At 75.6% G+C, this 18,876-nt stretch carries 19 protein-coding genes; 7 read left to right on the top strand and 12 right to left on the bottom strand.

Translation table 11 applies throughout. From position 1 onward, the window contains the following. Window positions 1-51: 51 nt before the first annotated feature. A complete protein-coding gene (locus tag ACF08F_RS03080) occupies window positions 52-924 on the bottom strand; it encodes a helix-turn-helix transcriptional regulator (protein WP_063619384.1) in 873 nt (290 codons plus the stop codon). Window positions 925-1,265: 341 nt separating this feature from the next. On the opposite strand from ACF08F_RS03080, the gene ACF08F_RS03075 reads away from it, so the two are divergent. Further along, window positions 1,266-1,772, top strand: coding sequence for an ATP-binding protein (locus tag ACF08F_RS03075; RefSeq protein ID WP_392296738.1), 507 nt, complete (start codon window positions 1,266-1,268; stop codon window positions 1,770-1,772). A 97-nt stretch (window positions 1,773-1,869) separates the two neighbouring features. On the opposite strand, the gene ACF08F_RS03070 is transcribed toward ACF08F_RS03075, so the two are convergent. The 4 genes from ACF08F_RS03070 to rpmG all read right to left on the bottom strand — a co-directional run bounded on the left by ACF08F_RS03070 (window position 1,870) and on the right by rpmG (window position 3,882). Beyond that, window positions 1,870-2,082, bottom strand: a complete 213-nt coding sequence (locus ACF08F_RS03070) for a DUF397 domain-containing protein (protein WP_030219358.1) — start codon at window positions 2,080-2,082, stop codon at window positions 1,870-1,872. A gap of 231 nt (window positions 2,083-2,313) precedes the next feature. After that, window positions 2,314-3,441 carry a CobW family GTP-binding protein gene (locus tag ACF08F_RS03065; RefSeq protein WP_392296737.1) on the bottom strand — a complete coding sequence of 376 codons (1,128 nt, stop codon included), beginning with the start codon at window positions 3,439-3,441 and terminating at the stop codon, window positions 2,314-2,316. Then, a complete protein-coding gene (locus ACF08F_RS03060) occupies window positions 3,441-3,710 on the bottom strand; it encodes a type B 50S ribosomal protein L31 (protein ID WP_392296736.1) in 270 nt (89 codons plus the stop codon). Before ACF08F_RS03060 ends, ACF08F_RS03065 begins: the two co-directional genes overlap by 1 nt. A gap of 7 nt (window positions 3,711-3,717) precedes the next feature. After that, window positions 3,718-3,882 carry a 50S ribosomal protein L33 gene (rpmG, locus tag ACF08F_RS03055; protein ID WP_003991959.1) on the bottom strand — a complete coding sequence of 55 codons (165 nt, stop codon included), beginning with the start codon at window positions 3,880-3,882 and terminating at the stop codon, window positions 3,718-3,720. Window positions 3,883-3,967: 85 nt separating this feature from the next. Between rpmG and rpmB the strand changes: the two genes are divergently transcribed. Together rpmB and rpsN are read left to right on the top strand one after the other, a co-directional pair. Further along, entirely contained in the window at window positions 3,968-4,204 is a 237-nt protein-coding gene (gene rpmB / locus ACF08F_RS03050; RefSeq protein ID WP_392296735.1) for a 50S ribosomal protein L28, read from the top strand. Continuing rightward, window positions 4,204-4,509, top strand: a complete 306-nt coding sequence (gene rpsN / locus ACF08F_RS03045; protein WP_392296734.1) for a 30S ribosomal protein S14 — start codon at window positions 4,204-4,206, stop codon at window positions 4,507-4,509. The genes rpmB and rpsN overlap by 1 nt, the downstream gene beginning before the upstream one ends. A 32-nt stretch (window positions 4,510-4,541) precedes the next feature. Here rpsN and ACF08F_RS03040 read toward each other — a convergent pair whose 3' ends face one another. The 5 genes from ACF08F_RS03040 to ACF08F_RS03020 form a co-directional block, all read right to left on the bottom strand. Beyond that, on the bottom strand, window positions 4,542-5,327 hold the full coding sequence (locus ACF08F_RS03040) for a hypothetical protein (protein WP_392296733.1): 786 nt from the start codon (window positions 5,325-5,327) through the stop codon (window positions 4,542-4,544). Further along, window positions 5,324-5,938, bottom strand: coding sequence for a SigE family RNA polymerase sigma factor (locus ACF08F_RS03035; protein WP_392296732.1), 615 nt, complete (start codon window positions 5,936-5,938; stop codon window positions 5,324-5,326). The genes ACF08F_RS03040 and ACF08F_RS03035 overlap by 4 nt, the downstream gene beginning before the upstream one ends. Window positions 5,939-6,024: 86 nt before the next feature. Continuing rightward, window positions 6,025-6,615 (bottom strand): hypothetical protein, encoded by a 591-nt coding sequence (locus ACF08F_RS03030; RefSeq protein WP_392296731.1) that lies wholly within the window; start codon window positions 6,613-6,615, stop codon window positions 6,025-6,027. A gap of 119 nt (window positions 6,616-6,734) precedes the next feature. Continuing rightward, on the bottom strand, window positions 6,735-8,783 hold the full coding sequence (locus ACF08F_RS03025) for an FUSC family protein (RefSeq protein WP_392296730.1): 2,049 nt from the start codon (window positions 8,781-8,783) through the stop codon (window positions 6,735-6,737). A gap of 662 nt (window positions 8,784-9,445) precedes the next feature. Then, complete coding sequence (locus ACF08F_RS03020; protein ID WP_392296729.1) at window positions 9,446-10,603, bottom strand: DUF2786 domain-containing protein; 1,158 nt, start codon at window positions 10,601-10,603, stop codon at window positions 9,446-9,448. 115 nt (window positions 10,604-10,718) lie between these two features. Between ACF08F_RS03020 and ACF08F_RS03015 the strand changes: the two genes are divergently transcribed. After that, window positions 10,719-11,498: an ABC transporter ATP-binding protein gene (locus ACF08F_RS03015; protein ID WP_392296728.1), complete on the top strand. Its 780-nt coding sequence runs from the start codon at window positions 10,719-10,721 to the stop codon at window positions 11,496-11,498. Continuing rightward, complete coding sequence (locus ACF08F_RS03010) at window positions 11,492-13,648, top strand: FtsX-like permease family protein (RefSeq protein WP_392296727.1); 2,157 nt, start codon at window positions 11,492-11,494, stop codon at window positions 13,646-13,648. The genes ACF08F_RS03015 and ACF08F_RS03010 overlap by 7 nt, the downstream gene beginning before the upstream one ends. A 267-nt stretch (window positions 13,649-13,915) precedes the next feature. Here the strand turns inward: ACF08F_RS03010 and ACF08F_RS03005 are convergent, their stop codons facing one another. Together ACF08F_RS03005 and ACF08F_RS03000 are read right to left on the bottom strand one after the other, a co-directional pair. Further along, the gene (locus ACF08F_RS03005; protein ID WP_392296726.1) at window positions 13,916-14,488 is read right to left on the bottom strand and encodes a GNAT family N-acetyltransferase; all 573 of its coding nucleotides are present in this window, start codon (window positions 14,486-14,488) and stop codon (window positions 13,916-13,918) included. An 81-nt stretch (window positions 14,489-14,569) separates the two neighbouring features. Next, the gene (locus ACF08F_RS03000) at window positions 14,570-15,520 is read right to left on the bottom strand and encodes an NADP-dependent oxidoreductase (protein WP_392296725.1); all 951 of its coding nucleotides are present in this window, start codon (window positions 15,518-15,520) and stop codon (window positions 14,570-14,572) included. 164 nt (window positions 15,521-15,684) lie between these two features. On the opposite strand from ACF08F_RS03000, the gene ACF08F_RS02995 reads away from it, so the two are divergent. After that, window positions 15,685-16,929 (top strand): LuxR C-terminal-related transcriptional regulator, encoded by a 1,245-nt coding sequence (locus ACF08F_RS02995; protein WP_392296724.1) that lies wholly within the window; start codon window positions 15,685-15,687, stop codon window positions 16,927-16,929. Window positions 16,930-17,013: 84 nt separating this feature from the next. Continuing rightward, window positions 17,014-18,705, top strand: coding sequence for a bifunctional 3'-5' exonuclease/DNA polymerase (locus tag ACF08F_RS02990; protein ID WP_392296723.1), 1,692 nt, complete (start codon window positions 17,014-17,016; stop codon window positions 18,703-18,705). The last annotated feature ends 171 nt before the right edge of the window (window positions 18,706-18,876 follow it).

The following is an 18,876-nucleotide window of genomic DNA, read 5'->3' as shown; positions in this document are numbered from 1 at the left end:
CTCTAACCGCTACCCGTGATCAGACTGATGTGGCGTCATCGTACTGATGTGTCACGAGAGTTGAAGAAGGCCACGGAGAAGGTCCCGGCTTTCGGCCGGATCCGGACTGTCCTTCTGGAGGCGCTCCATCACGCGCTGGTACTGGGCGACCTCCTCGCGCTTGTCGACGTAGAGGGCGCTGGTCAGCTGCTCCAGGTAGACGATGTCGGAGAGGTCGGACTCGGGGAAGCTCAGCATCGTGAAGGCGCCGCTCTCTCCGGCGTGGCCGCCGAAGCTGAAGGGCATGACCTGGAGGGTGACCCCGGGGTGCTCGGAGATCTCGATCAGATGCTTCAACTGCCCCCGCATGACGGCGCGGTCGCCGTAGGGGCGGCGCAGCGCCGCCTCGTCGAGGACGGCGTGGAACTGCGGGGCCCGCTCGGAGACGAGGACCTTCTGGCGCTCCAGGCGCAGGGCGACACGGCGGTCGATCTCGGCACTCGGTGCCTCGGGCATGCCGCGGGTGACGACCGCCTGGGCGTACGCCTCGGTCTGCAACAGGCCGTGCACGAACTGGACTTCGTAGACGCGGATGAGGGACGCCGCGCCCTCCAGGCCGATGTAGGTGGGGAACCAGCCGGGCAGGACGTCGCCGTAACTGTGCCACCAGCCGGTGACGTTGGCCTCGCGGGCGAGCCCGAGGAGCGCGCCGCGCTCGGTCTCGTCGCCGACGCCGTAGAGAGTGAGCAGATCCTCTATGTCCCTGGCCTTGAAGCTCACCCGTCCCAACTCCATGCGGCTGATCTTGGATTCGGACGCGCGGATCGAGTAGCCGGCCGCCTCGCGGGTGATCCCGCGCGACTCGCGCAACCTCCTCAGCTGGGAGCCCAGCAGGATGCGCCGGACCACACTCCCGCTCGCTCCACCGGATTCGCCTGCGGTCACGGCTCTCAGCCTCCCCTTTACGGTGTCGAGCCCCCGTCGAGCCCCGGATTCTGCCACCAAACGCTTCAGCGCGTACACATTCGATTACGGAAAGAGGGCGACTTCCGGGCACCTGCTCGATGAACGGGGGCGCACGAGGGGGCGTAGGGGCGCCGATTCCCCCGGCAACCCGCAGAAGATATGCACAGATTCGCCACAGGGAAGGACAGGTCCGGCGCGTGCACGTGCATCTGCCCTTGCATCCAGTGGGCGCATTCGGAACCATGGACCCCGCGCAGCCGCGTACTCGTTCGTGTTGTCGTGTTGTCGCACCACAGTCGCGATTCCCGGGAGTGCCTCGCATGGGGACGAATGGATCGACCGTGCTCGAGCCGTTACGGCAGGGCCTTCCGCCGATCGATCCCGGCGCCGTCTCCACCTCCGCCTCCTGCGCCCTGCCCGCCCGGTACGAAGCCGTGCGCGGGGCTCGGAAGTTCACCAGCGCGACGCTCGACCGCTGGGACATGACCGACCGCTTCGACGATGTGGCCCTGGTCGTCTCCGAGCTCGTCACCAACGCGCTGCGGCACGCGGTGCCGTCGGACGCGCCCCAGGAAGACGGCCAGAACCCGCCGGTGCGGCTGCACCTCATGCGCTGGGCCTCGCGCCTCGTGTGCGCCGTGCGCGACCCGAGCGGGGAGAGCCCGGAGGCACGCTGCGGCGAGGAGGACTTCGCCGCGGAGTCGGGGCGCGGCCTGTTCCTGGTCGAGGCGTTCAGCGACAGCTGGGGCTGGCACCCGCTCGCCGGGACGCTCCGGGGCAAGGTCGTGTGGGCGCTGTTCCGGGTCGGCCCGGAACAGCAGCAGTAGTTCTCGTACAGCATGGGGAAGGGCCCCGGCGGATACCGCCGGGGCCCTTCCCCATGTACTGCCCTCATGCCCCCGTGGCGCGTTCCACGCCCTCGGCTCACACCAGGTGGTCGAACTCCCCGTCCTTGACGCCGAGCAGGAGCGCCTCTATCTCCGCCGGCGTGTAGACGAGTGCGGGCCCGTCGGGGTGGCGCGAATTGCGTACGGCAACGTTTCCCCCCGGCAGTTTGGCGAACTCCACGCAGGATCCCTGGGAGTTGCTGTGCCTGCTCTTCTGCCACACGACGCCTCGCAGCTCTGTGGCCGCCATGCCGTTGTACGCGCGATGCGCATGATGCACTGGTAGCTCCCCGAGTTGCTTGGTGCAGGTGTCAACTTCCTCGGATCATAGCTGTGTTCATATGCCCATGCATGAGCAGATGCACGTGCACGGGGGGTGGCGTAGCGGCTACGCGACTCAGCGTTCTACCCGCGAGTACGGCGGAAGCGCCCTCCGGTTCACCCTACGGCCCCGCCCGCCCTCCGGTCGGACACGGGCTCGTCAGACCTCCAGGAACGCGTCGAACGCGGAGCCGCACCCCCGCCAGGAGTCGCGCCCCCCGGCGTACTCGGCGTCCGTGAGCACACAGGAGCCGAGGAGCTCGGCCAGACCGTCGCGGTCCAGGCCGGGCGAGGTGAAGACCAGGTGCTGGCAGCGGTCGCCGTGCTCCGGGTGCCAGTCGAGGGCCGCGGCGGCCCGCCGCACCGGCGGGACCAGCTCCCAGGCCGCGTCGGGCAGCGAGGCCAGCCAGGGGCCGGCGCTCTCGACGCTGAGCGCTCCGCCCGCCGCCTCCCACGCGAGCAGGGTGTCGGGCCGGTCGGCCAGGTAGAAGCGGCCACGGCTGCGGGCCGCGGCGCAGGTCAGGCCCTCCAGCGCGGCGTAGAGCCGCTCGGGGTGGAAGGGCCGGTGGTGGCGCCAGACGTAGGTGGCGACGCCGTGGGCGTCCGCCTCCTGCGGCAGCAGCGCGCAGGCCGGGTGCTGGGCGGCGGCCGCGGCCTCCACGTCGAACCCGGCGAAGACGGCCTCGGCGAGCCCGCCTCCCCCGACGGCGATCCGGCGGGCGGTGGGGTGCAGCTGGTCGAGCAGCGCCCGGTCCTCGGAGTCGGTCCCGGGACTCTCGGCGACGGCGAGGACGGGCGCGTACTCCAGCTGGCGCGCCCAGGTGTCGGCGACGGTGCGCCGGTCGGTGGAGGCCGCGGCGAGCCCGACGTCGGCGAGGTCGTCGCCGTTGCCGAGGTACGGCAGGAGGAGCGCCGGGTCGACGGCGGTGACGACGGCGCCGATACGGAACCCGGCGGCGGCGACGACCTCGGCCATCGCCCGCGGCTCGACGGAGTCCCAGAGCTCGACGACGGCGAGCCGGGTGAGGCCGGAGGCGCGCAGCCGCTCCAGCTCGGGGACGAGGTCCTCGCGCAGGGCGCAGCAGGCGCAGTCGTTCACCAGCGGGGTCTCCCCCGCGGACAGGACGCCCGTGGCGTCCCGGACGGTCCGGGCGACGGTCCCGGTCTCCGGGGCCGTCGCGAGGTCGTGGTGGAGCGCCACGCTGCCGGGGACGTCGGCCAGGAGCCGGTCCACGGCAGCGCGGCGGGCGTCGGAGTGCAGGCCTCCGACGAGGGCGACGGAGAACATCAGCGAGCTGCCCCGGCGGCGTCGGGACGCGCTCCGTACCGCTTCTCGAAGCGCTCCACACGGCCGGCGGTGTCCAGCACGCGCGCGGTGCCCGTGTAGAAGGGGTGGCTCGCCGAGGAGATCTCGACGTCCACGACGGGGTAGGTGCGCCCGTCCTCCCACTCGACGCTCTTGTCGCTGGTGAGCGTGGAGCGGGTGAGGAAGGCGAAGCCGCCCGCCTTGTCACGGAAGACGACGGGCTCGTACGGGGGGTGGATTCCGGGCTTCATGGGTGGTTCAGCGCTCCTCTCGGAAGTCGACGTGCCGGCCGGCGACCGGGTCGAACTTGCGCAGGGTGAGGCGGTCGGGGTCGTTGCGGCGGTTCTTGCGGGTGACGTAGGTGAATCCGGTGCCTGCGGTGGACCGGAGCTTGATGACGGGACGGAGTTCGTTGCGGGCCATGGTGTGTAGAGTAAATGAAAACGGTTCCCATTTCCAATGTCTCCTCGGGGAGACCACGGAGAGCCCACGGAGAGGTAGGTCACCCTTGTCCGCCCACTGCCAGCTGACCGGCGCCCGGCCCGGATTCGGCAACCGGATCTCGCACTCCCACCGGCGCACCCCGCGGCGCTTCGACCCCAACATCCAGCGCAAGCGGTACTGGCTGGCCGGCGAGGGCCGGTACGTCCGGCTCACGCTCAGCGCCCGCGCGGTCAAGACCGTCGACGTGATCGGCGTCGAGGCCGCCGTGGCCCGCATCCGGGCGCGCGGGGAGAAGGTCTGATGGCCGGACGCGCCGTGATCGCACGCAACGAACGGCGGAAGGAGCTCGTCGCGCGGTACGCCGTCCGGCGGGCCGAGCTGAAGGAGCTCGTCCGCCGCCCCGCCACCCCGGCCGCCGACCGCGCGGCGGCGGTACGGGAACTCGCCCGCCAGCCCCGGGACGCCGGCGCGTCCCGGGTCCGGAACCGGGACGCGGTGGACGGCCGGCCCCGGGGGCACCTGCGGAAGTTCGGACTGTCCCGGGTACGGGTACGGGCCCAGGCCCACGCGGGGTTCCTGCCGGGGGTGCGGAAGGCCTCCTGGTGACGGCGGCCGACCGGGCCACTCGGTCGGCTCGGTCAGCCGGGCCAGCCGGGGAGCTTCGAGAGGAGCTTGCCCGCGCGGTCGTACAGGGCGACGGAGGCGTCGTTGCCCGTCGGCCCCGTGTGCGCGTACCAGACGCCCCAGCCGGGCCGGCCCGGCAGTTCGAGCAGGGTCGCGGCGATCGCGTCGCCCTTGGAGCCCGTGAGCTCGACCCTGCCCACCGCGCGGGTCCCGTAGTACAGCCCCGAGTGGAAGCCGCCCGCCGGGGACGACGAGCTCTGGTGGCTCACGCCGGGCTCGGCCGTGTCGACGTTGCCGTCGGTGACGCTGCGGCTGTTCTCCAGCCCGTCCGGCCCCACCCAGTGCTTGCCCTCGGCCGTCAGCCAGACCTTCCAGCCCTTCCCCGCGTCGACGCGCTCGCCGGAGGCCACGACCCGCACCGGCGTCGGCGTCCGCACCGGCGTGGAGCTGGGCCTCGGCGAGGACGTGGGCGACGGGACCCGGGGGCTGACGGTGGCCGGCGGCGCGGCCACCGGGGCGGCGGCCGACGGGGACGAGCGCGTGGCCGCCACACCGGCCGCCACCCCCGCCACGACCGTCACCGCGCCGAGGACCGACAGCGCCGACAGGGTCACGGCGCGGCGTCGCCGGAACGCCCGCCCGGCGCTCCGCACGGCCGCCAGCGGCACCGGGCTCGGCGTGACGCCGAGAGCCTCACGCGCGAACGCCTCACGGATCCGCTCGGCCTCGGCCGGCGTCGCCGGGCCGGGAGCGGCCTCGGCGACGCTCGCCGGATCGGGGGTGGTTTCGGGGGTGGTCATCGGCGGGCTCCGGGCGGGGCAAGGGCGTACGGGACGGGGGCGGCGACGAGCCGGGGGTGGGCGCGCAGCGCCGCCAGGCCGCGTCTGGCGTGCGTCTTGACCGTGCCGATCGAGCAGTTGAGCACGCTCGCGATCTCCTGCTCGGTCAGGTCCTCCCAGTAGCGGAGCACCATCACCGCGCGCTGGCGGGCCGTCAGGTCCGCTAACGCCTCCTGGAGCGCGGTGCGCTGCTCCACGGCCTCGGCGTGTCCCGCGTACGTGTGCCGCAGCGACTCGGGGAGCACGGGCGTGAGGAGCAGCGCGACCCGCTTGCGGCGGATGCGGCTGAGGTTGTTGTTCACGAGCGCCCGGCGCACGTAGAGGTCGATCTCGCTCCGGGGGACGCGCCGCCAGCGCCCGTACACCTTGGCGAGCGTCGTCTGGACCAGGTCCTCCGCCTCGTGGAAGTCGCCGGTGAGCAGCTGGGCCGTGCGTACCAGCCGGGGCCAGGCGGTGACGGCGAAGGCGGCGAAGCCGTCGTCGTCGGCGCCGTCGTCGGCGCCGTCCCCGGCGGCCTCGGCGACGTCTTCGGCGGCGTCTTCGGCGGCCTCGGCGGCGGGCTCGTGCGGCACGGTGTCGGACCTCGCGATCGTTCGGTGGTGGAGAGCGGCGGGGCCAGCCCCGTGCCGGGCCCCGCCGCGTTCATGGGTGCGGCCGGTCAGAAGTCCCAGGCCGGCAGGTCGGCCAGCAGCTTGCCGGAGCGGTCGTACAGCGCGACGGCCGGGCTGCCGCCCTGGGTCGGCGCGGTGTGGACGTACCAGACGCCCCAGTCGGGGCGGCCCGGCAGCGCGACGAGGGTGGCGAGGGTCTTGCGGCCGTCGGAGCCGGTCAGTTCGACGCGTCCCGCGTCTCGGGTCCCGTAGTAGAGGCCGGAGTGGAAGACGCCGTTCTCGCCGCCCTCGCTCTGGTGACTGACGCCCGGCTGCGTGCGGTCGATGTTGCCGTCGACGACGCTGCGGAAGTTCTCGTAACCGTCCGGCCCGGACCAGTGCTTGCCCTTCCGCGTCAGCCACACCGTCCAGCCCTGCCCGGCGTCGACGCGCTCCCCCGGGCGGACGGTGCGGACGGGGGTGTTCTCGACGGCGGCCCGGGAGGGGGTCGTCCTCGCCTCCTGGGCCGGGGCGAGAGCGGTGGCGGTCGTGACGGTCGTCGCGGTGGACTTCGTCTCCGCCGTCGCCGACGCCGGGGCCGCGAGGGTCGCCGCGGCCGTCACGGCGACCACGGCCGACAGGTACTTCTTCTTCATCATCCGTTGGCTCCTTCTGGGTCCTCACTCCTTCCAACTCCGTTCGGGGCCGACCCGGATGACACGGATACGGAAATCGGGCCGGGATCCGTCAGGGCAACCGGGGGAAGGGATTCAGGGATTCAGGGAGTCAGTGCCTCGGTGAGCCCGTCCAGGGCTTCGAGTTGCAGCCGGGCGCCCTTTTCGAGGAGGAAGTGGTCCGGCGGGTCCGCCGACCAGGCGGCGACGGTCTCCCGGAGGTCGTCCCAGCGCGGCTCCTTGCGCTCGCGCACGTCCTTCGCGCCCCGCTCCGTCGACCTGCGCAGGGCCTCCGCGAGGGCCGCGGCGGCGGGCAGCGGCGCGGCGCCGCGGTCCGGCAGGTGCGCCTCCAGGAGCATGGCCGCCCGGCCGAACTCCGCCACGGCGTACCCGGCCTCCTCCGCCGTCGCGTGCGAAAGACCCCGGTGGCGCACCGGCTCGTGGGTCGCCCGGTCCACCGCCTCCTGCCAGGCCACGCGGGCGGCCCGGGCGGCGAGGAGGGCCTCGCGGACGTCGGGGCAGGACTGGCCGGCGGGTTCGGCGTACCGGGCGGCGACGGCGGCGGCGTACCGGCCGGACGCCGACAGCCAGTCCGCGAGGCGACCGCGCAGCCGGGGCGTCTCCCAGGCCGGGTAGACGGCGTAGCCGAGCATGGCGAGCAGCCCGCCGAGGAGGGTGAGCAGCACGCGCTCCCGGACCGTCTGGGTGAGGCCGGCGCCGTCCATGCCGAGGAGGAAGACGACGTACGCGGCGACGCAGGCCTGGGCGACGGCGTACCCCGTGCGCATCAGCAGGTACATGCCGAAGGCGCACAGGACGGCGAGGGCGGCGGACCCGTACACGCCCGGATGGGCCGCCTGGACGACCGCCGTCGCGAGCCCCACGCCGACGAGCGTGCCGCCGAGACGGGCCACGGAGCGGGCGTACGTCTGCGTGAAGTCCGGCCGCATCACCATGACGGAGGCCATCGGCGCCCAGTAGCCGTGGCCGAAGGGGAGCGCGGTGCCGAGGAGGTAGCCCGCGGCCGTGACCGCCGAGACGCGGACGGCGTGCCGCAGGATCGGGGAGTCCGGGCGCAGCTCGGCGCGCATCTTCGCGAGGACGATCGGCCCGAGCCCGACCATGGTCGGGCGGCTGCGGGGCTCCCCCGTGCTCGTCTCGGTACGGGGCTCCGCCGTCTCGACGACGTCGCCGAGCAGCGCGGCGAGACGGAGGGCGGCGCGGTGGGGCGGGCCGGAGAGGATCGCGCCGGTGTCGGGGGTGCGGAGGACGGCGACGGCGGGCGGCGGGAGCGTGACGGGCTCGCCGTGCCGGATCGCGTGCGCGGCGGCGTCGAGGACGGCGCCCGCGGCGGCGAGCAGCTCGCGCACGCGGTCCCGCTGCGGCCCCTCCTCCGGGACGCCGACGGCCGGGTCCGCGAGCGAGGCGAGGACCGGGCGGATCCGCTCGGCGAGGCCGCGCGCGCCGTGCAGCTCCGCCGGGCGGCTGCGGGCCTGGCGGGGGGTGACGGCGGCGGCGCTGCGGGCCGTCATGAGCGGTACGGGGTCGAAGGAGGCGACCGGGTCGTGGCGGAGGCGGCGGGCGTAGTCGGCCTCGGCGGCGAGCGCGTCGGCGAGGGCGTCGCGCTGGGCGCCCCAGCGGCGGACCGGGAGGAGGACGACGAGGGCGGCCTGGACGACGCCGCCGGCGAAGATCATGGCGGCGTGGCCGGCGGCGGTGGCGACGGAGGTGGGGAGGGTGACCGTCACCAGCATGATCGCCACGTTGGAGGAGGCGATGATGCCGGCGGTGGGGCCGGCGGCCCAGGCGAGCCCCGAGAGGAACGTCCAGAGGACCAGCAGGCCGAGGAAGAGGAACGGGTGGGAGCCGGCGCCGGTGACGTAGCCGAGGAAGGTCGAGACGGCGAGGCTGGCGCCGGAGGCGAGGGCGAGGGTGGGGCGGGGGCGCCAGGAGCGCTGGAAGGTGGCGATGGCCGCCTGGAAGGCGCCGAAGGCGGAGGAGGCGGCGACGGTGGGGCCGAAGAGGGCGAGGGAGAGTCCGACGACGAGGGCGAGTCCGAGGGCGCCTCGGGCGGCGATGGCGGGTTCGAGCCGCGGGCGCTCGACGCTGAGCCCGGAGCGGGCGGTCTCCTTCAGGGCCCGGAGCCAACTCATGGCGTGAGCGTATCCGCGAACGCCTACGAAACGGGCATTTCCCCCCACCCCGCCCCTTCCCGAAACCCTGCCGGGGGCTGGTGGGGCGTGCTGCTCCGGGGGACGAAGTCCCCCGGGCCCCCAGGGGGGCGCGGCAGCTGCGCGCCGCGGGGCGGGGGAGGTACGGGGAATGGTCCAGGGCCCCGGCGGAGCCGGCCCTGGCGGAGCCCGGCGCCCCCGAGGGCGGGGCCCCTGGCAAGCGGGGGGCACCGGGCGGGGTCAGGGCACGGGGGGGCGGGGTCGGCCCGCCGGGCGGGGTCAGGGCACGGGGGGGGCGGCGTTGGCCCGCCGGGCGGGGCCCGGTGTCTCCGGCGCCGGGCGGGGTCGGGGCACGGGGTGGGCGGGGTCGGCGCCGGGCGGGGTCGGGGAACGGGGTGGGCGGGGTCGGCGCCGGGCGGGGCGAGGCACGGGGTGGGCGGCGTCAGCGCCGGGCGGGGCGAGGCACGGGGTGGGCGGGGTCAGCGCCGGGCGGGGGCGAGGCACGGGGTGGGCGGCGTCAGCGCCGGGCGGGGGCGAGGCACGGGGTGGGCGGCGTCAGCGCCGGGCGGGGGCGGCGCCGGGCGGGGGCGAGGCACGGGGTGGGCTGGGTGGGTGACGGCTTCGGGGGTGGGCGTGTTCCGGGGTCAGGGGAGGTGGGGGCGGTTGGGGTGGAGGGTGGCTTTTTCGGCGGCTGTGGCGCCGTGGGTCCAGCCGTCCTCGTCCCAGGCCGCCCGGACCCTCGTCGACCTGGTCTCCGGGAAGAGTTCGTCCGTGCGGTTCGTGACCGCTAGGTCGCGGGAGGCCAGGGCCGGGAGGAGCGTCGGGGTCTCCGCGGCGACCCGGCGGGACGTCGCCGACAGGCGGGCGCCCAGGCGGTTGGCGTAGGCGAGGAGGAACGACTGCCGGAACGACTTCGTACGCTTGCGGCCGCCCGCCCGCTGCTCCGCCTCCGCCCGTGTCATCGCCGCCGTCCCCTGGACCAGCAGCGAGGTGTACAGCAGCTCCACCGGGTCCAGGTCCGCCTCGAAGCCGACCACCGTCGAGAAGCCGTACGCCTCGTTCCACACCGCCCGGCAGTGGTTGGCCGTCGCCACCGCGTCCAGCAGGATCGCCTTCGCCTGCTCGTACGGCGGCTCCACCCCGATCCGGATCGCCCCCGGCGTCTCCGGCGACGGCGCACCCGCCGCGAGCGTCGCCTCGTCCAGGCTGTGCCGCGCCATCAGCTCCTGGGCCTTCGCCGTGAGCGCCTCCGCCTCCTCCGGGTAACCCGTCGCCTCCGCCTTCGCGAGGAGCGCCCGGATCCGGGTGAGCATGCGGGGCTCCCCGGCGGCGGCCGGCGGTAGCGCCTCGCCCGGCACCGGGCCGACCGCGTCGAGCCTCGGCAGCCTTACCAGGACCCGGTACAGCTCCAGGACGGCCGTCGCGTACGAGAAGCGGTCCGTCGGCCGGACGGCGCCGGGGTCCAGCTCGTCCAGCTGGGCCTGCCAGCGGTGCGGCAGGCGCTCGTACCCCGCCGTCTCCGTCCTGACCAGCGCCGCGAGGAGCCGGACGTGCTCGTCCGCGAGCTCGCGGCGGACCGTGCGCGCCAGGTCCGCCGGCTGCCAGCCCCGCCCCCACAGCGTCCGTACGAACTCCTCGCCGCGCCGGGACAGTTCCGCGTCGGCGGCCCGGCCGGCGGCGGCGAGCAGCGAGGCCGCCGTGTCGAGCGAGACGTCGTCGCTCGCGTACAGCGCCTCGAAGGCCTTGTCGATGATGCCGGTGCCGCTGCCGCCCGCGCCGCCCGCGCCGTCCTCGTGTCCCATCCTCCGATTGTCTCCCCGCCCCCGCGGGCCCCACGCGGGAGGTAGGGCCAGGCATACCCTCCGGACGCCCGGCAGTGGTCGTGATCGGCGGCGGCGGAGACGGTTCGCTGGAGCCATGACGAAGACACCCACCGCCATGGCCGTACGGCTCCGGGGGCTCACCCGCCACCACCGCGAGGTCCGCGCCCTCGACGGCGTCGACCTCGACCTCGCCGCCGGGACCTTCACCGCCGTCATGGGCCCCTCCGGCTCCGGCAAGTCCACGCTGCTCCGGTGCGCGGCCGGGCTCGACCGGCCCACCGCCGGGAGCGTGGAGGTCGGCGGGACCGCGCTGGAGGGGCTGAGCGAGCGGCGCCTGACCCTGCTGCGGCGGGACCGGATCGGCTTCGTCTTCCAGTCGTTCAACCTGCTGCCCAGCCTGACGGCCGCGCAGAACGTCGCCCTGCCGCTCCGTCTCGCCGGCCGCCGCCCCTCCCGTACGGAGGTGAGGGAGGCCCTCGCACGCGTCGGGCTGGCCGGGCGGGAGCGGCACCGGCCGGGGGAGCTCTCCGGCGGGCAGCAGCAGCGGGTGGCCATCGCCCGGGCGTTGATCACGCGGCCCGCCGTCCTCTTCGGCGACGAGCCGACGGGCGCGCTCGACTCGACGACGAGCCGCGAGGTGCTGGCCATGCTGCGCCGGCTCGTGGACGAGGACGGCCAGACGCTCGTCATGGTCACCCACGACCCGGTGGCCGCGGCCCGCGCGGACCGCGTGGTGTTCCTGGTCGACGGGCGCCTGGCGGGCGAGCTGACCGCACCGACGGTCGAGTCGGTCGCCGCCCGGATGGCGGGGCTCGAAGCACCCGGGGGTGCGCCGGCCGGTTTCGGGGACGTCGTCGGGAGCCTCGCGTGCTGACCGTCGTCCTCTGCGGGCTGCGGGCCCGCTGGGCCTCCTTCCTCGGCGGTTTCCTCGCCCTCGCCCTCGGCGTCGGGCTGCTCACCACCATGGGCCTCGGCCTCTCCGCCACCTTCCACGCGCCCGAGCGTTCTCCCCAGCGGTTCGCCTCCTCGCCCGTCGTCGTCCAGGGCCAGGACCGGCTGACGCTCGACGTGCGGCGCGGGCCCGACACCGTCCCCGTGGCACAGCGGCTCGACCGTCCACAGCCTGTGGACAGAGAACTCCTGCGCGAACTCCGCGCCCGCTGGCCCCTCACCGTCCACGGCGGTCCCGCCACCGACGGCGGCCGCACCCCGTCCGGCGGCCCCGACGCCGTCGGGCTCGACGCCCCCGCCGCCGAGGTCCGGGCCCTGGTCGGCGACCGCGCCCAGGTCCTCACCGGCGACGCCCGGCGGAACCCCGACCCCGACCCCGAGCGGGACGCCCGGGCCCTCGTCGGCCTCAACGCCCTCCTCGGCACCACCGGCGGCGTCACGGCCTTCGTCTCCGTCTTCGTCGTCGCCTCCACCTTCGCCTTCGCGGTCGCCCTGCGGCGCCGGGAGTTCGGCCTGCTCCGCACCGCCGGAGCCACCCCCGGCCAGGTCCGCCGGATGCTCCTCGCGGAGGCCACGGCGCTCGGCGTGCTCGCCTCCGCCGCCGGGTGCGCGCTCGGCGCCGCCGGTGCCCCGGTGCTGGCCCGGGCCCTGGTCGACGGCGGGCTCGCGCCCGGGTGGTTCACGGTCGGCGACGCCGTCTGGCCCTTCCACCTCGCCTTCTGGACGGGCCTGACCGTCGCCCTCGCCGGGGCCGTCGCCGCGTCCCGCCGGGCCGGGAAGGTCGACCCCACGGCCGCGCTGCGCGAGGCGGACGTCGACACCGACGTCCTGCCGGCGGGCCGGGCCCTCTTCGGCGCGGGGCTGCTCCTCGCGGGGCTCGGACTGCTCGTGTGGACGTACGCCACCGAACCGTCGGAGCTGCTCAAGCGGAAGACGTACACCACCCTCCCGATGCTCCTCGTCGGCGGCGTCGCCCTCCTCTCCCCGCTGCTGGTGCGGCCCGTGGCGCGGCTGCTGCGGCTGCGCGGGGCCGTGGGGACGCTCGTACGGGAGAACAGCGCCGCCTCCGTGCGCCGTACCGCCGCCGTCGCCGCGCCCGTCCTCGTCACCGTCGCGCTCGCCGGGACGCTGTTCGGCTCGGCGGCGAGCGTCACGCGCGCGCGTGGCGTCGAGGCACGGGAGCAGACGACCGCTCAGTACGTGGTGAGCGGCGAGGACTTGGAGCCGGTCGCGGCGGCCGCCCTCCCCGACGGGGCCGTCGTCTCCCCCACCGCGTCGACCTCCCTCTTCGTACGGGACGGGGCCGAGGCCGTCGTCAAGTACGGGGCGCGGGCGGTGGCCGACCCGGCGGCGTTCGCGGAGCTGGCCCGGCTGCCGGTCGTCGCGGGCGACCCGCGGGACCTCGACGACCGGTCGATCGTCGTCAACGAGGAGTTCGAGCGGCGCCGGGTCGGGGAGACCGTCGAGATCTGGCGCGCGGACGGGAGCGGTCCCGTACGGCTCCGGGTCGTGGCCGTCCTCGCCCTCGGGACCGGCGACAACGGCCCCTACGTCACCCGCGCGAACGCGCCCGGCGCCCTCCTCGACCGGATCGAGGCGCGCGGCGGCGGCGAGGCCACGGCGCGGGCCCTGGAGGCGAGCGGCGGGACCGTCAGGAGCGCCGACGCGTGGGCCGCGGCCGGGCATCCGGCGAGCAGCCCGCAGACCCGGCTCGGCATGGTCCTGGTCCTCGGCATCGCCCTCGTCTACACGGTGATCGGGCTCGCCAACACGCTCCTCATGGCGACCTCCGCACGGGGCGGGGAGCTGGCCTCCCTCCGGCTGGCCGGAGCCACCCGGGCCCAGATCCTGCGGGTGGTGACGGGCGAGGCGCTGCTCGCCACCGCGATCGGGGCGCTGCTCGGTCTGGCGGTGACGGCGGCCGTCCTCGGCACCCTGGGCGCGGGCCTCGCCGCGCTCTCGGCCCCGGTGGCCCTGGTCCTGCCGTGGGCCACGGCCGGTGCCGCGGCGGCGGTCTGCGCGGCGGTCGCGGTCGCCGCGTCGGCCCTCCCCGCGTGGCGCCTCACGCGCTGAGCGGCGATGGTGGGACACGGGGCGGTGACAAGGGTCGGAGCCGGGTCACCGCCCCTCCACGCAGGCGTGGAGGCCCTTTCCGGGCAGACCCTAGGGCGTGTTGCGAAAGTAGCGCCGGCCGCCCGAAGGGCGGGCCCGACGGCGTCTGGTGCGTGCGATCGCAAGGCGGAGGGTCGCCCCGGTACTGGATGTATCGGGGTGATCCCGACAACGCGGCGAGCGTGCGTGCCAGGCGCCGTCGGGCAGGCGGGACTTTCGCAACACGCCCTAGGAGGCGGAGTCGACCGGCTTCGCCTCCCGCCACTCCCGGGCGAGGACCGACCAGACCTCCTGGTCGTGCAGCTCGCCCCGGTAGGCGTAGCTCTCCCGCAGGACGCCGTCCCGCGTCATGCCGAGGCGTCGGGCCACGGCGATGCTCGGTGCGTTGCCGGAGGAGACCACCCACTCCACCCGGCGGATCCCCCGCACCTCGATCGCCCAGTCGATCAGCGCCCGCGCCGCCCGGGTCACCAGGCCCTTGCCGGCCCCCGCGGGCTCCAGCCAGCAGCCCGCCTCTGCCGTGCCCGCCCTCGTGTCCAGCGTCCGGAGGATCACGGCGCCGACGAGCGTGCCGTCGGCCAGCCAGATGCCGTGGATCCGGCCCGTGTCGGCCGCCGCCTTCTCCGCGTACGCGCGGAGGAAGGCCCGGCTCGACTCCAGGTCGGTCACGACGTCGGGGAGGCCGTTGCGGGCTCCGATGAACTCCCGTCCCCGGTCCATGTGCGCCAGGAACTCGTCGGCCTGCCACGGTTCGAGCGGGCGCAGCTCCGCGCCGTCGTCACCCAGGGACATCGCGTACATCGTCGTCGCCTTCCACTGTCACGGTCGTCGGCCCCAGCCGCACAAGAGGTGGATCTTCTCACCCTCCGGCGGCCGTGGACCCTACGGAAGCAGGACCAACTTCCCCCGCACGTGGCCCGATTCGCTCAGCTCCTGCGCGCGGGCCGCCTCCTTGAGGGGGAGGGTCTCGGCGATCCTGACCGCGAGGGTGCCCTCCACCGCCTGCCGGGCCTGGGCCGTGAGCGCGGCGCGCACGGCGTCGGGGTCGCCGACGACGCCGGAGAAGGTGATCCCGTACTCCGCCGCGTCCGTCGCCGCGATCGTCGCGATCCGCCGCCTGTCCGCGGTCCCCTCCCCGCCGAGGAGCTCGATCGCGACGGGCAGCACACCGTGGCCGGCCGCGTCGAAGACCGCGTCGACGCCGTCCGGCGCCGCGGCCCCGACCCGCTCGGCGAGCCCGTCCCCGTACGCCACCGGGATCGCACCGAGCTCCCGCAGGTAGGCGTGGTTGGACTCCGAGGCACTGCCGACGACCGTGATCCCGGCCGCGACGGCGAGCTGGACGGCCACCGAGCCGACGACGCCGGCCGCGCCGTGCAGGAAGAGCGTCTCGCCCTCCCGTACGCCGATCAGGTCCAGGACCCGCTGGGCGGTCTCGCCGGCCACCGGCAGGCTCGCGGCGGCCTCCCAGGAGAGCCCGGCCGGCTTGGGCGCGACGATGCCGGCGATGGCGTACTCGGCGTAGGCGCCGGTCTTCGTCCAGCCGAGGACCTCGTCGCCGACGGCCAGGCCGGAGAAGCCCTCGCCGGAGCCTTCGACGTCCTCGCCGATCGCGTCGACCGTGCCGGCGAACTCCAGGCCGGGCACGGCGGGGAAGGTCGTCGGGTAGAACTCCTCGACCCAGCCGTAACGCCGCTTCCAGTCCACCGGGTTGACGCCCACGGCCGCCACCCTGACCCGGACCTCGCCGGGTCCGGGCTCCGGCACGGCGACGCCGGTCGCGTGGCGCAGCACCTCGGGGCCGCCGAACTCCTCGTACACGATCGCTTCCATCTCAGCCTCCAGCGCTGCCTGTTCACACCCTGCGGTGCTCGTTGCGTTCTCCGACGTGCTCCAGCCTGCGGCCCGGGCCCCGCTCCCCCCGCCCTCCCAACGGCCAGTCCCACCTGTCCGAAAGACGGGCCGGACCCGGCCCCTCCCCCCGTACGCTGAACCGCATGGACGCGCTCACCCTGACCACCGCGTACGAGATCCTCCGGCAGCCGCTCGGCGAGATCCTGCCCCGCGTCTCGGCCGCCCTCGCGCCCCTGGTCCCGCACGTGGACGCCGCCGAACTCTCGACGCACTGCGCGCACTCCCCCTTCAAGGCCCTCGGCGGTACGGAGCTGCTGACCGGCGCCGAACTGGCACCGCTGCTCATGGCGGGCGTCCCCGGGAACCCCTGGCAGGGCGTCGCCACGATCGGCGGCCGGGAGCGCGCGGTCGTCGCCGTGAAGAGCGACGCGACCCTGCGCGGGGCGGTCCTCGTGCTCGTACGGGAGGACGGCGCCGCCCCGGCGGGCGCCGCCGAGCTGGCCGTGGCGCAGGCCCTGTGGAACCTGGTGACCAGCCACTTCGACCGGTTCGCCACGGAGGCGATGCCGGGGGCCCTGGCCCGTTCGCGCGCGGCGGCCGACACCCGGGCCCGGGTCATCGCGGAGCTGTCGACCGCCCACGCGGCGGCGCTCTCCGGGGTCCTCGGGGTGCTGCGCAGCCGCGCCCTCGACGACACGACGGCCCGGGCGACCGCGACCGACCTGGCCGCCACGGCGCTGATCGAGATGCGGGCCGAGCAGCGGCGGGACCGGGAGCTCGCGGAGGAGCCCGCGCGGGACGCCTTCGAGCGGCTCGCCGGCGAGCTGCGGCCGATGCTGCGGCACAGCACGGTCCGGCTCGACCTGGGCGCGCCCGACTCGGACCGCTCGCTCGCCGCGGACGTGGCGCACAGCGCGCGGGCGATCGTCCGCGCGCTGCTCCTGGTGGTCCTGGAGCAGGACTCCGTCAGCCGGGTCCACGTCGGCTGGCAGCTGACCGAGCACGAGCTGAGGGCCTCGGTGCGGGACGACGGGGCGGGCGCCCTGGCCCCGTGCGACCTGGGCGCGGGCAGCGTCCGGGACCGGCTCGACGTGCTCGGCGGACGGCTCGACATGGACGCGGTGCCGGGCTGGGGCACCACGATCACGGCGGTGGTCCCGCTGGCGACCCCGGAGGCGCCGGCCGAGGCGGCCCACCCGCTGACCGGGCTCGGCGAGCGGGAGGTGGAGGTGCTGCGGCACCTGGCGCTCGGCCACCGGAACCGGCGGATCGCGGAGGAGCTGCACATCAGCGAGTCGACGGTGAAGTTCCACGTGGCGAACATCCTGAACAAGCTGGGCGTCGGCTCGCGCGGCGAGGCCGCCGCGCTCTTCCACGCGGCGGCGTGACGGGCTCGCGCCCCTCGGTGCGGGAGCCCGTCCGGCCGATGTCGTGACCCGGCTCTGTCAGTGGCGGGTGCCAGACTCGCACCCATGAGCGAGAGGTGGGCGCTGGCCGCCGAGGCCGAGGGCGACGGGGCGCTGCTCGTGCCCCTCGGCCAGGACGGGCTGCCCGCCGGGGAGGTGGTGCGCGAGCCGGACCTGGTGGCCGCCGTGCGCGCCCGGCCCGAGGTGGCCCGCTGGGTGTGGCGGTCGACGGCCGAGGTGTATCCGCGGCTGCTCGCCGCCGGCGTCCGGGTCGAGCGGTGCTACGACGTGGAGGACGCCGAGCAGCTCCTCCTCGGGCACGAGGGGCGGCTCGGGGAGCCCCGCTCGGCGGCGGCGGCCTGGGCGCGTCTGCGGAACGCGCCGGTGCCGCCCGACCCGCCGCAGCGCAGCGCCGAGCCCGGTTCGCAGGACTCGCTCTTCGAGCCGCGCCCGGTCGTCTCCGTGCCCTTCGACGGCCTCCTCGCGGTCTACGCGGAGCAGCTGCGCCGGCACGGGCGGGCCGAGCACCCGGGCCGGATGCGGCTGCTCACGGCGGCCGAGTCGGCGGGGATGCTGGTCGCCGCCGAGATGCACCGGGCCGGGCTGCCGTGGCGGGCCGACGTGCACCGGGAGCTGCTGCACGAGCTGCTCGGCGAGCGGTACGCGGGCGGGGGCGAGCCGCGCCGGCTCGCGGAGCTCGCGGACGAGGTGTCCGCGGCCTTCGGGCGCCGGGTCCGCCCGGATCTGCCGGCCGACGTCGTGAAGGCCTTCCAGCAGGCCGGCATCCGGCTGAAGTCGACTCGCCGGTGGGAGCTGGAGGAGGTCGACCACCCGGCGGTGCGGCCGCTGATCGCGTACAAGAAGCTCTACCGGATCTGGACGGCGCACGGCTGGTCGTGGCTGGCCGACTGGGTGCGGGACGGCCGTTTCCGGCCGGAGTACCTGCCGGGCGGCACGGTCAGCGGGCGCTGGACGACCAACGGCGGCGGGGCGCTGCAGATCCCGAAGGTGATCCGGCGGGCCGTCGTCGCCGACGAGGGCTGGCGGCTCGTCGTCGCGGACGCCGACCAGATGGAGCCGCGGGTCCTCGCCGCGATCTCCCGGGACCCGGGCCTGATGGAGGTCGCGGGGCACCCCGACGACCTGTACACACGCCTGTCGGACCGGGCCTTCTCCGGCGACCGCGACCACGCCAAGCTCGCGCTGCTCGGCGCGATCTACGGCCAGACCAGCGGCGACGGCCTGAAGAACCTGGCGGCGCTGCGGCGGCGCTTCCCGCGCGCGGTGGCCTATGTCGACGACGCGGCGAAGGCGGGCGAGGAGGGGCGGCTCGTCCGGACCTGGCTCGGCAGGACGAGCCCGCGGGCGGTCGGCGCGGGCGAGGACGACGAGGCCGGCCTGCCCCAGGAGGGCGGGGAGCCGGCGGTCGTGGAAGGGGAGTTCGTCCCGGGGTACGCCTCCGGGAACGCCCGGGCGCGGGGCCGGTTCACCCGTAACTTCGTCGTGCAGGGCAGTGCGGCCGACTGGGCCCTGCTGATGCTGGCGGCGCTGCGGCGCGCCCTCGGGGGGATGCGGGCGGAGCTGGTCTTCTTCCAGCACGACGAGGTGATCGTGCACTGCCCGGCGGAGGAGGCGGAGGCGGTCACGGCCGCGATCAGGGCGGCCGGGGACGAGGCGGGGCGGATCGCGTTCGGGGAGACACCGGTGCGGTTCCCGTTCACGACGGCGACGGTCGAGCGGTACGCGGACGCCAAGTAGACGTACGGGGAGGGGTGGGGGGGGGGCCCCGCGGCCCCCCCCCCCCCCCCCCCCCCCCCCCCCCCCCCCCCCCCCCCCCGGCCCCCCCCCCCCCCCCCCCCCCCAACCCCCCCCCCCCACCCCACCCCCCCCCCCCCCCCCCACCCCCCCCCCCCCCCCCCCCCCGGCGGG

This window comes from Streptomyces sp. NPDC015130, from assembly GCF_043080005.1.
Classification (GTDB): domain Bacteria; phylum Actinomycetota; class Actinomycetes; order Streptomycetales; family Streptomycetaceae; genus Streptomyces.
The sequence above is the reverse complement of the archived record's forward strand: the minus strand, read 5'-3'. Positions and strand labels throughout refer to the sequence as shown.

Excerpts from the sequence above, each read along its gene's own strand:
- ACF08F_RS03075 (WP_392296738.1), top strand. The coding sequence starts at position 1,266 with ATGGGGACGAATGGATCGACCGTGCTCGAGCCGTTACGGCAGGGCCTT.
- ACF08F_RS03070 (WP_030219358.1), bottom strand. The coding sequence starts at position 2,082 with ATGGCGGCCACAGAGCTGCGAGGCGTCGTGTGGCAGAAGAGCAGGCAC.
- ACF08F_RS03065 (WP_392296737.1), bottom strand. The coding sequence starts at position 3,441 with ATGTTCTCCGTCGCCCTCGTCGGAGGCCTGCACTCCGACGCCCGCCGC.
- ACF08F_RS03060 (WP_392296736.1), bottom strand. The coding sequence starts at position 3,710 with ATGAAGCCCGGAATCCACCCCCCGTACGAGCCCGTCGTCTTCCGTGAC.
- rpmG (WP_003991959.1), bottom strand. The coding sequence starts at position 3,882 with ATGGCCCGCAACGAACTCCGTCCCGTCATCAAGCTCCGGTCCACCGCA.
- rpsN (WP_392296734.1), top strand. The coding sequence starts at position 4,204 with ATGGCCGGACGCGCCGTGATCGCACGCAACGAACGGCGGAAGGAGCTC.
- ACF08F_RS03040 (WP_392296733.1), bottom strand. The coding sequence starts at position 5,327 with ATGACCACCCCCGAAACCACCCCCGATCCGGCGAGCGTCGCCGAGGCC.
- ACF08F_RS03030 (WP_392296731.1), bottom strand. The coding sequence starts at position 6,615 with ATGATGAAGAAGAAGTACCTGTCGGCCGTGGTCGCCGTGACGGCCGCG.
- ACF08F_RS03025 (WP_392296730.1), bottom strand. The coding sequence starts at position 8,783 with ATGAGTTGGCTCCGGGCCCTGAAGGAGACCGCCCGCTCCGGGCTCAGC.
- ACF08F_RS03020 (WP_392296729.1), bottom strand. The coding sequence starts at position 10,603 with ATGGGACACGAGGACGGCGCGGGCGGCGCGGGCGGCAGCGGCACCGGC.
- ACF08F_RS03015 (WP_392296728.1), top strand. The coding sequence starts at position 10,719 with ATGACGAAGACACCCACCGCCATGGCCGTACGGCTCCGGGGGCTCACC.
- ACF08F_RS03005 (WP_392296726.1), bottom strand. The coding sequence starts at position 14,488 with ATGTACGCGATGTCCCTGGGTGACGACGGCGCGGAGCTGCGCCCGCTC.
- ACF08F_RS03000 (WP_392296725.1), bottom strand. The coding sequence starts at position 15,520 with ATGGAAGCGATCGTGTACGAGGAGTTCGGCGGCCCCGAGGTGCTGCGC.
- ACF08F_RS02995 (WP_392296724.1), top strand. The coding sequence starts at position 15,685 with ATGGACGCGCTCACCCTGACCACCGCGTACGAGATCCTCCGGCAGCCG.
- ACF08F_RS02990 (WP_392296723.1), top strand. The coding sequence starts at position 17,014 with ATGAGCGAGAGGTGGGCGCTGGCCGCCGAGGCCGAGGGCGACGGGGCG.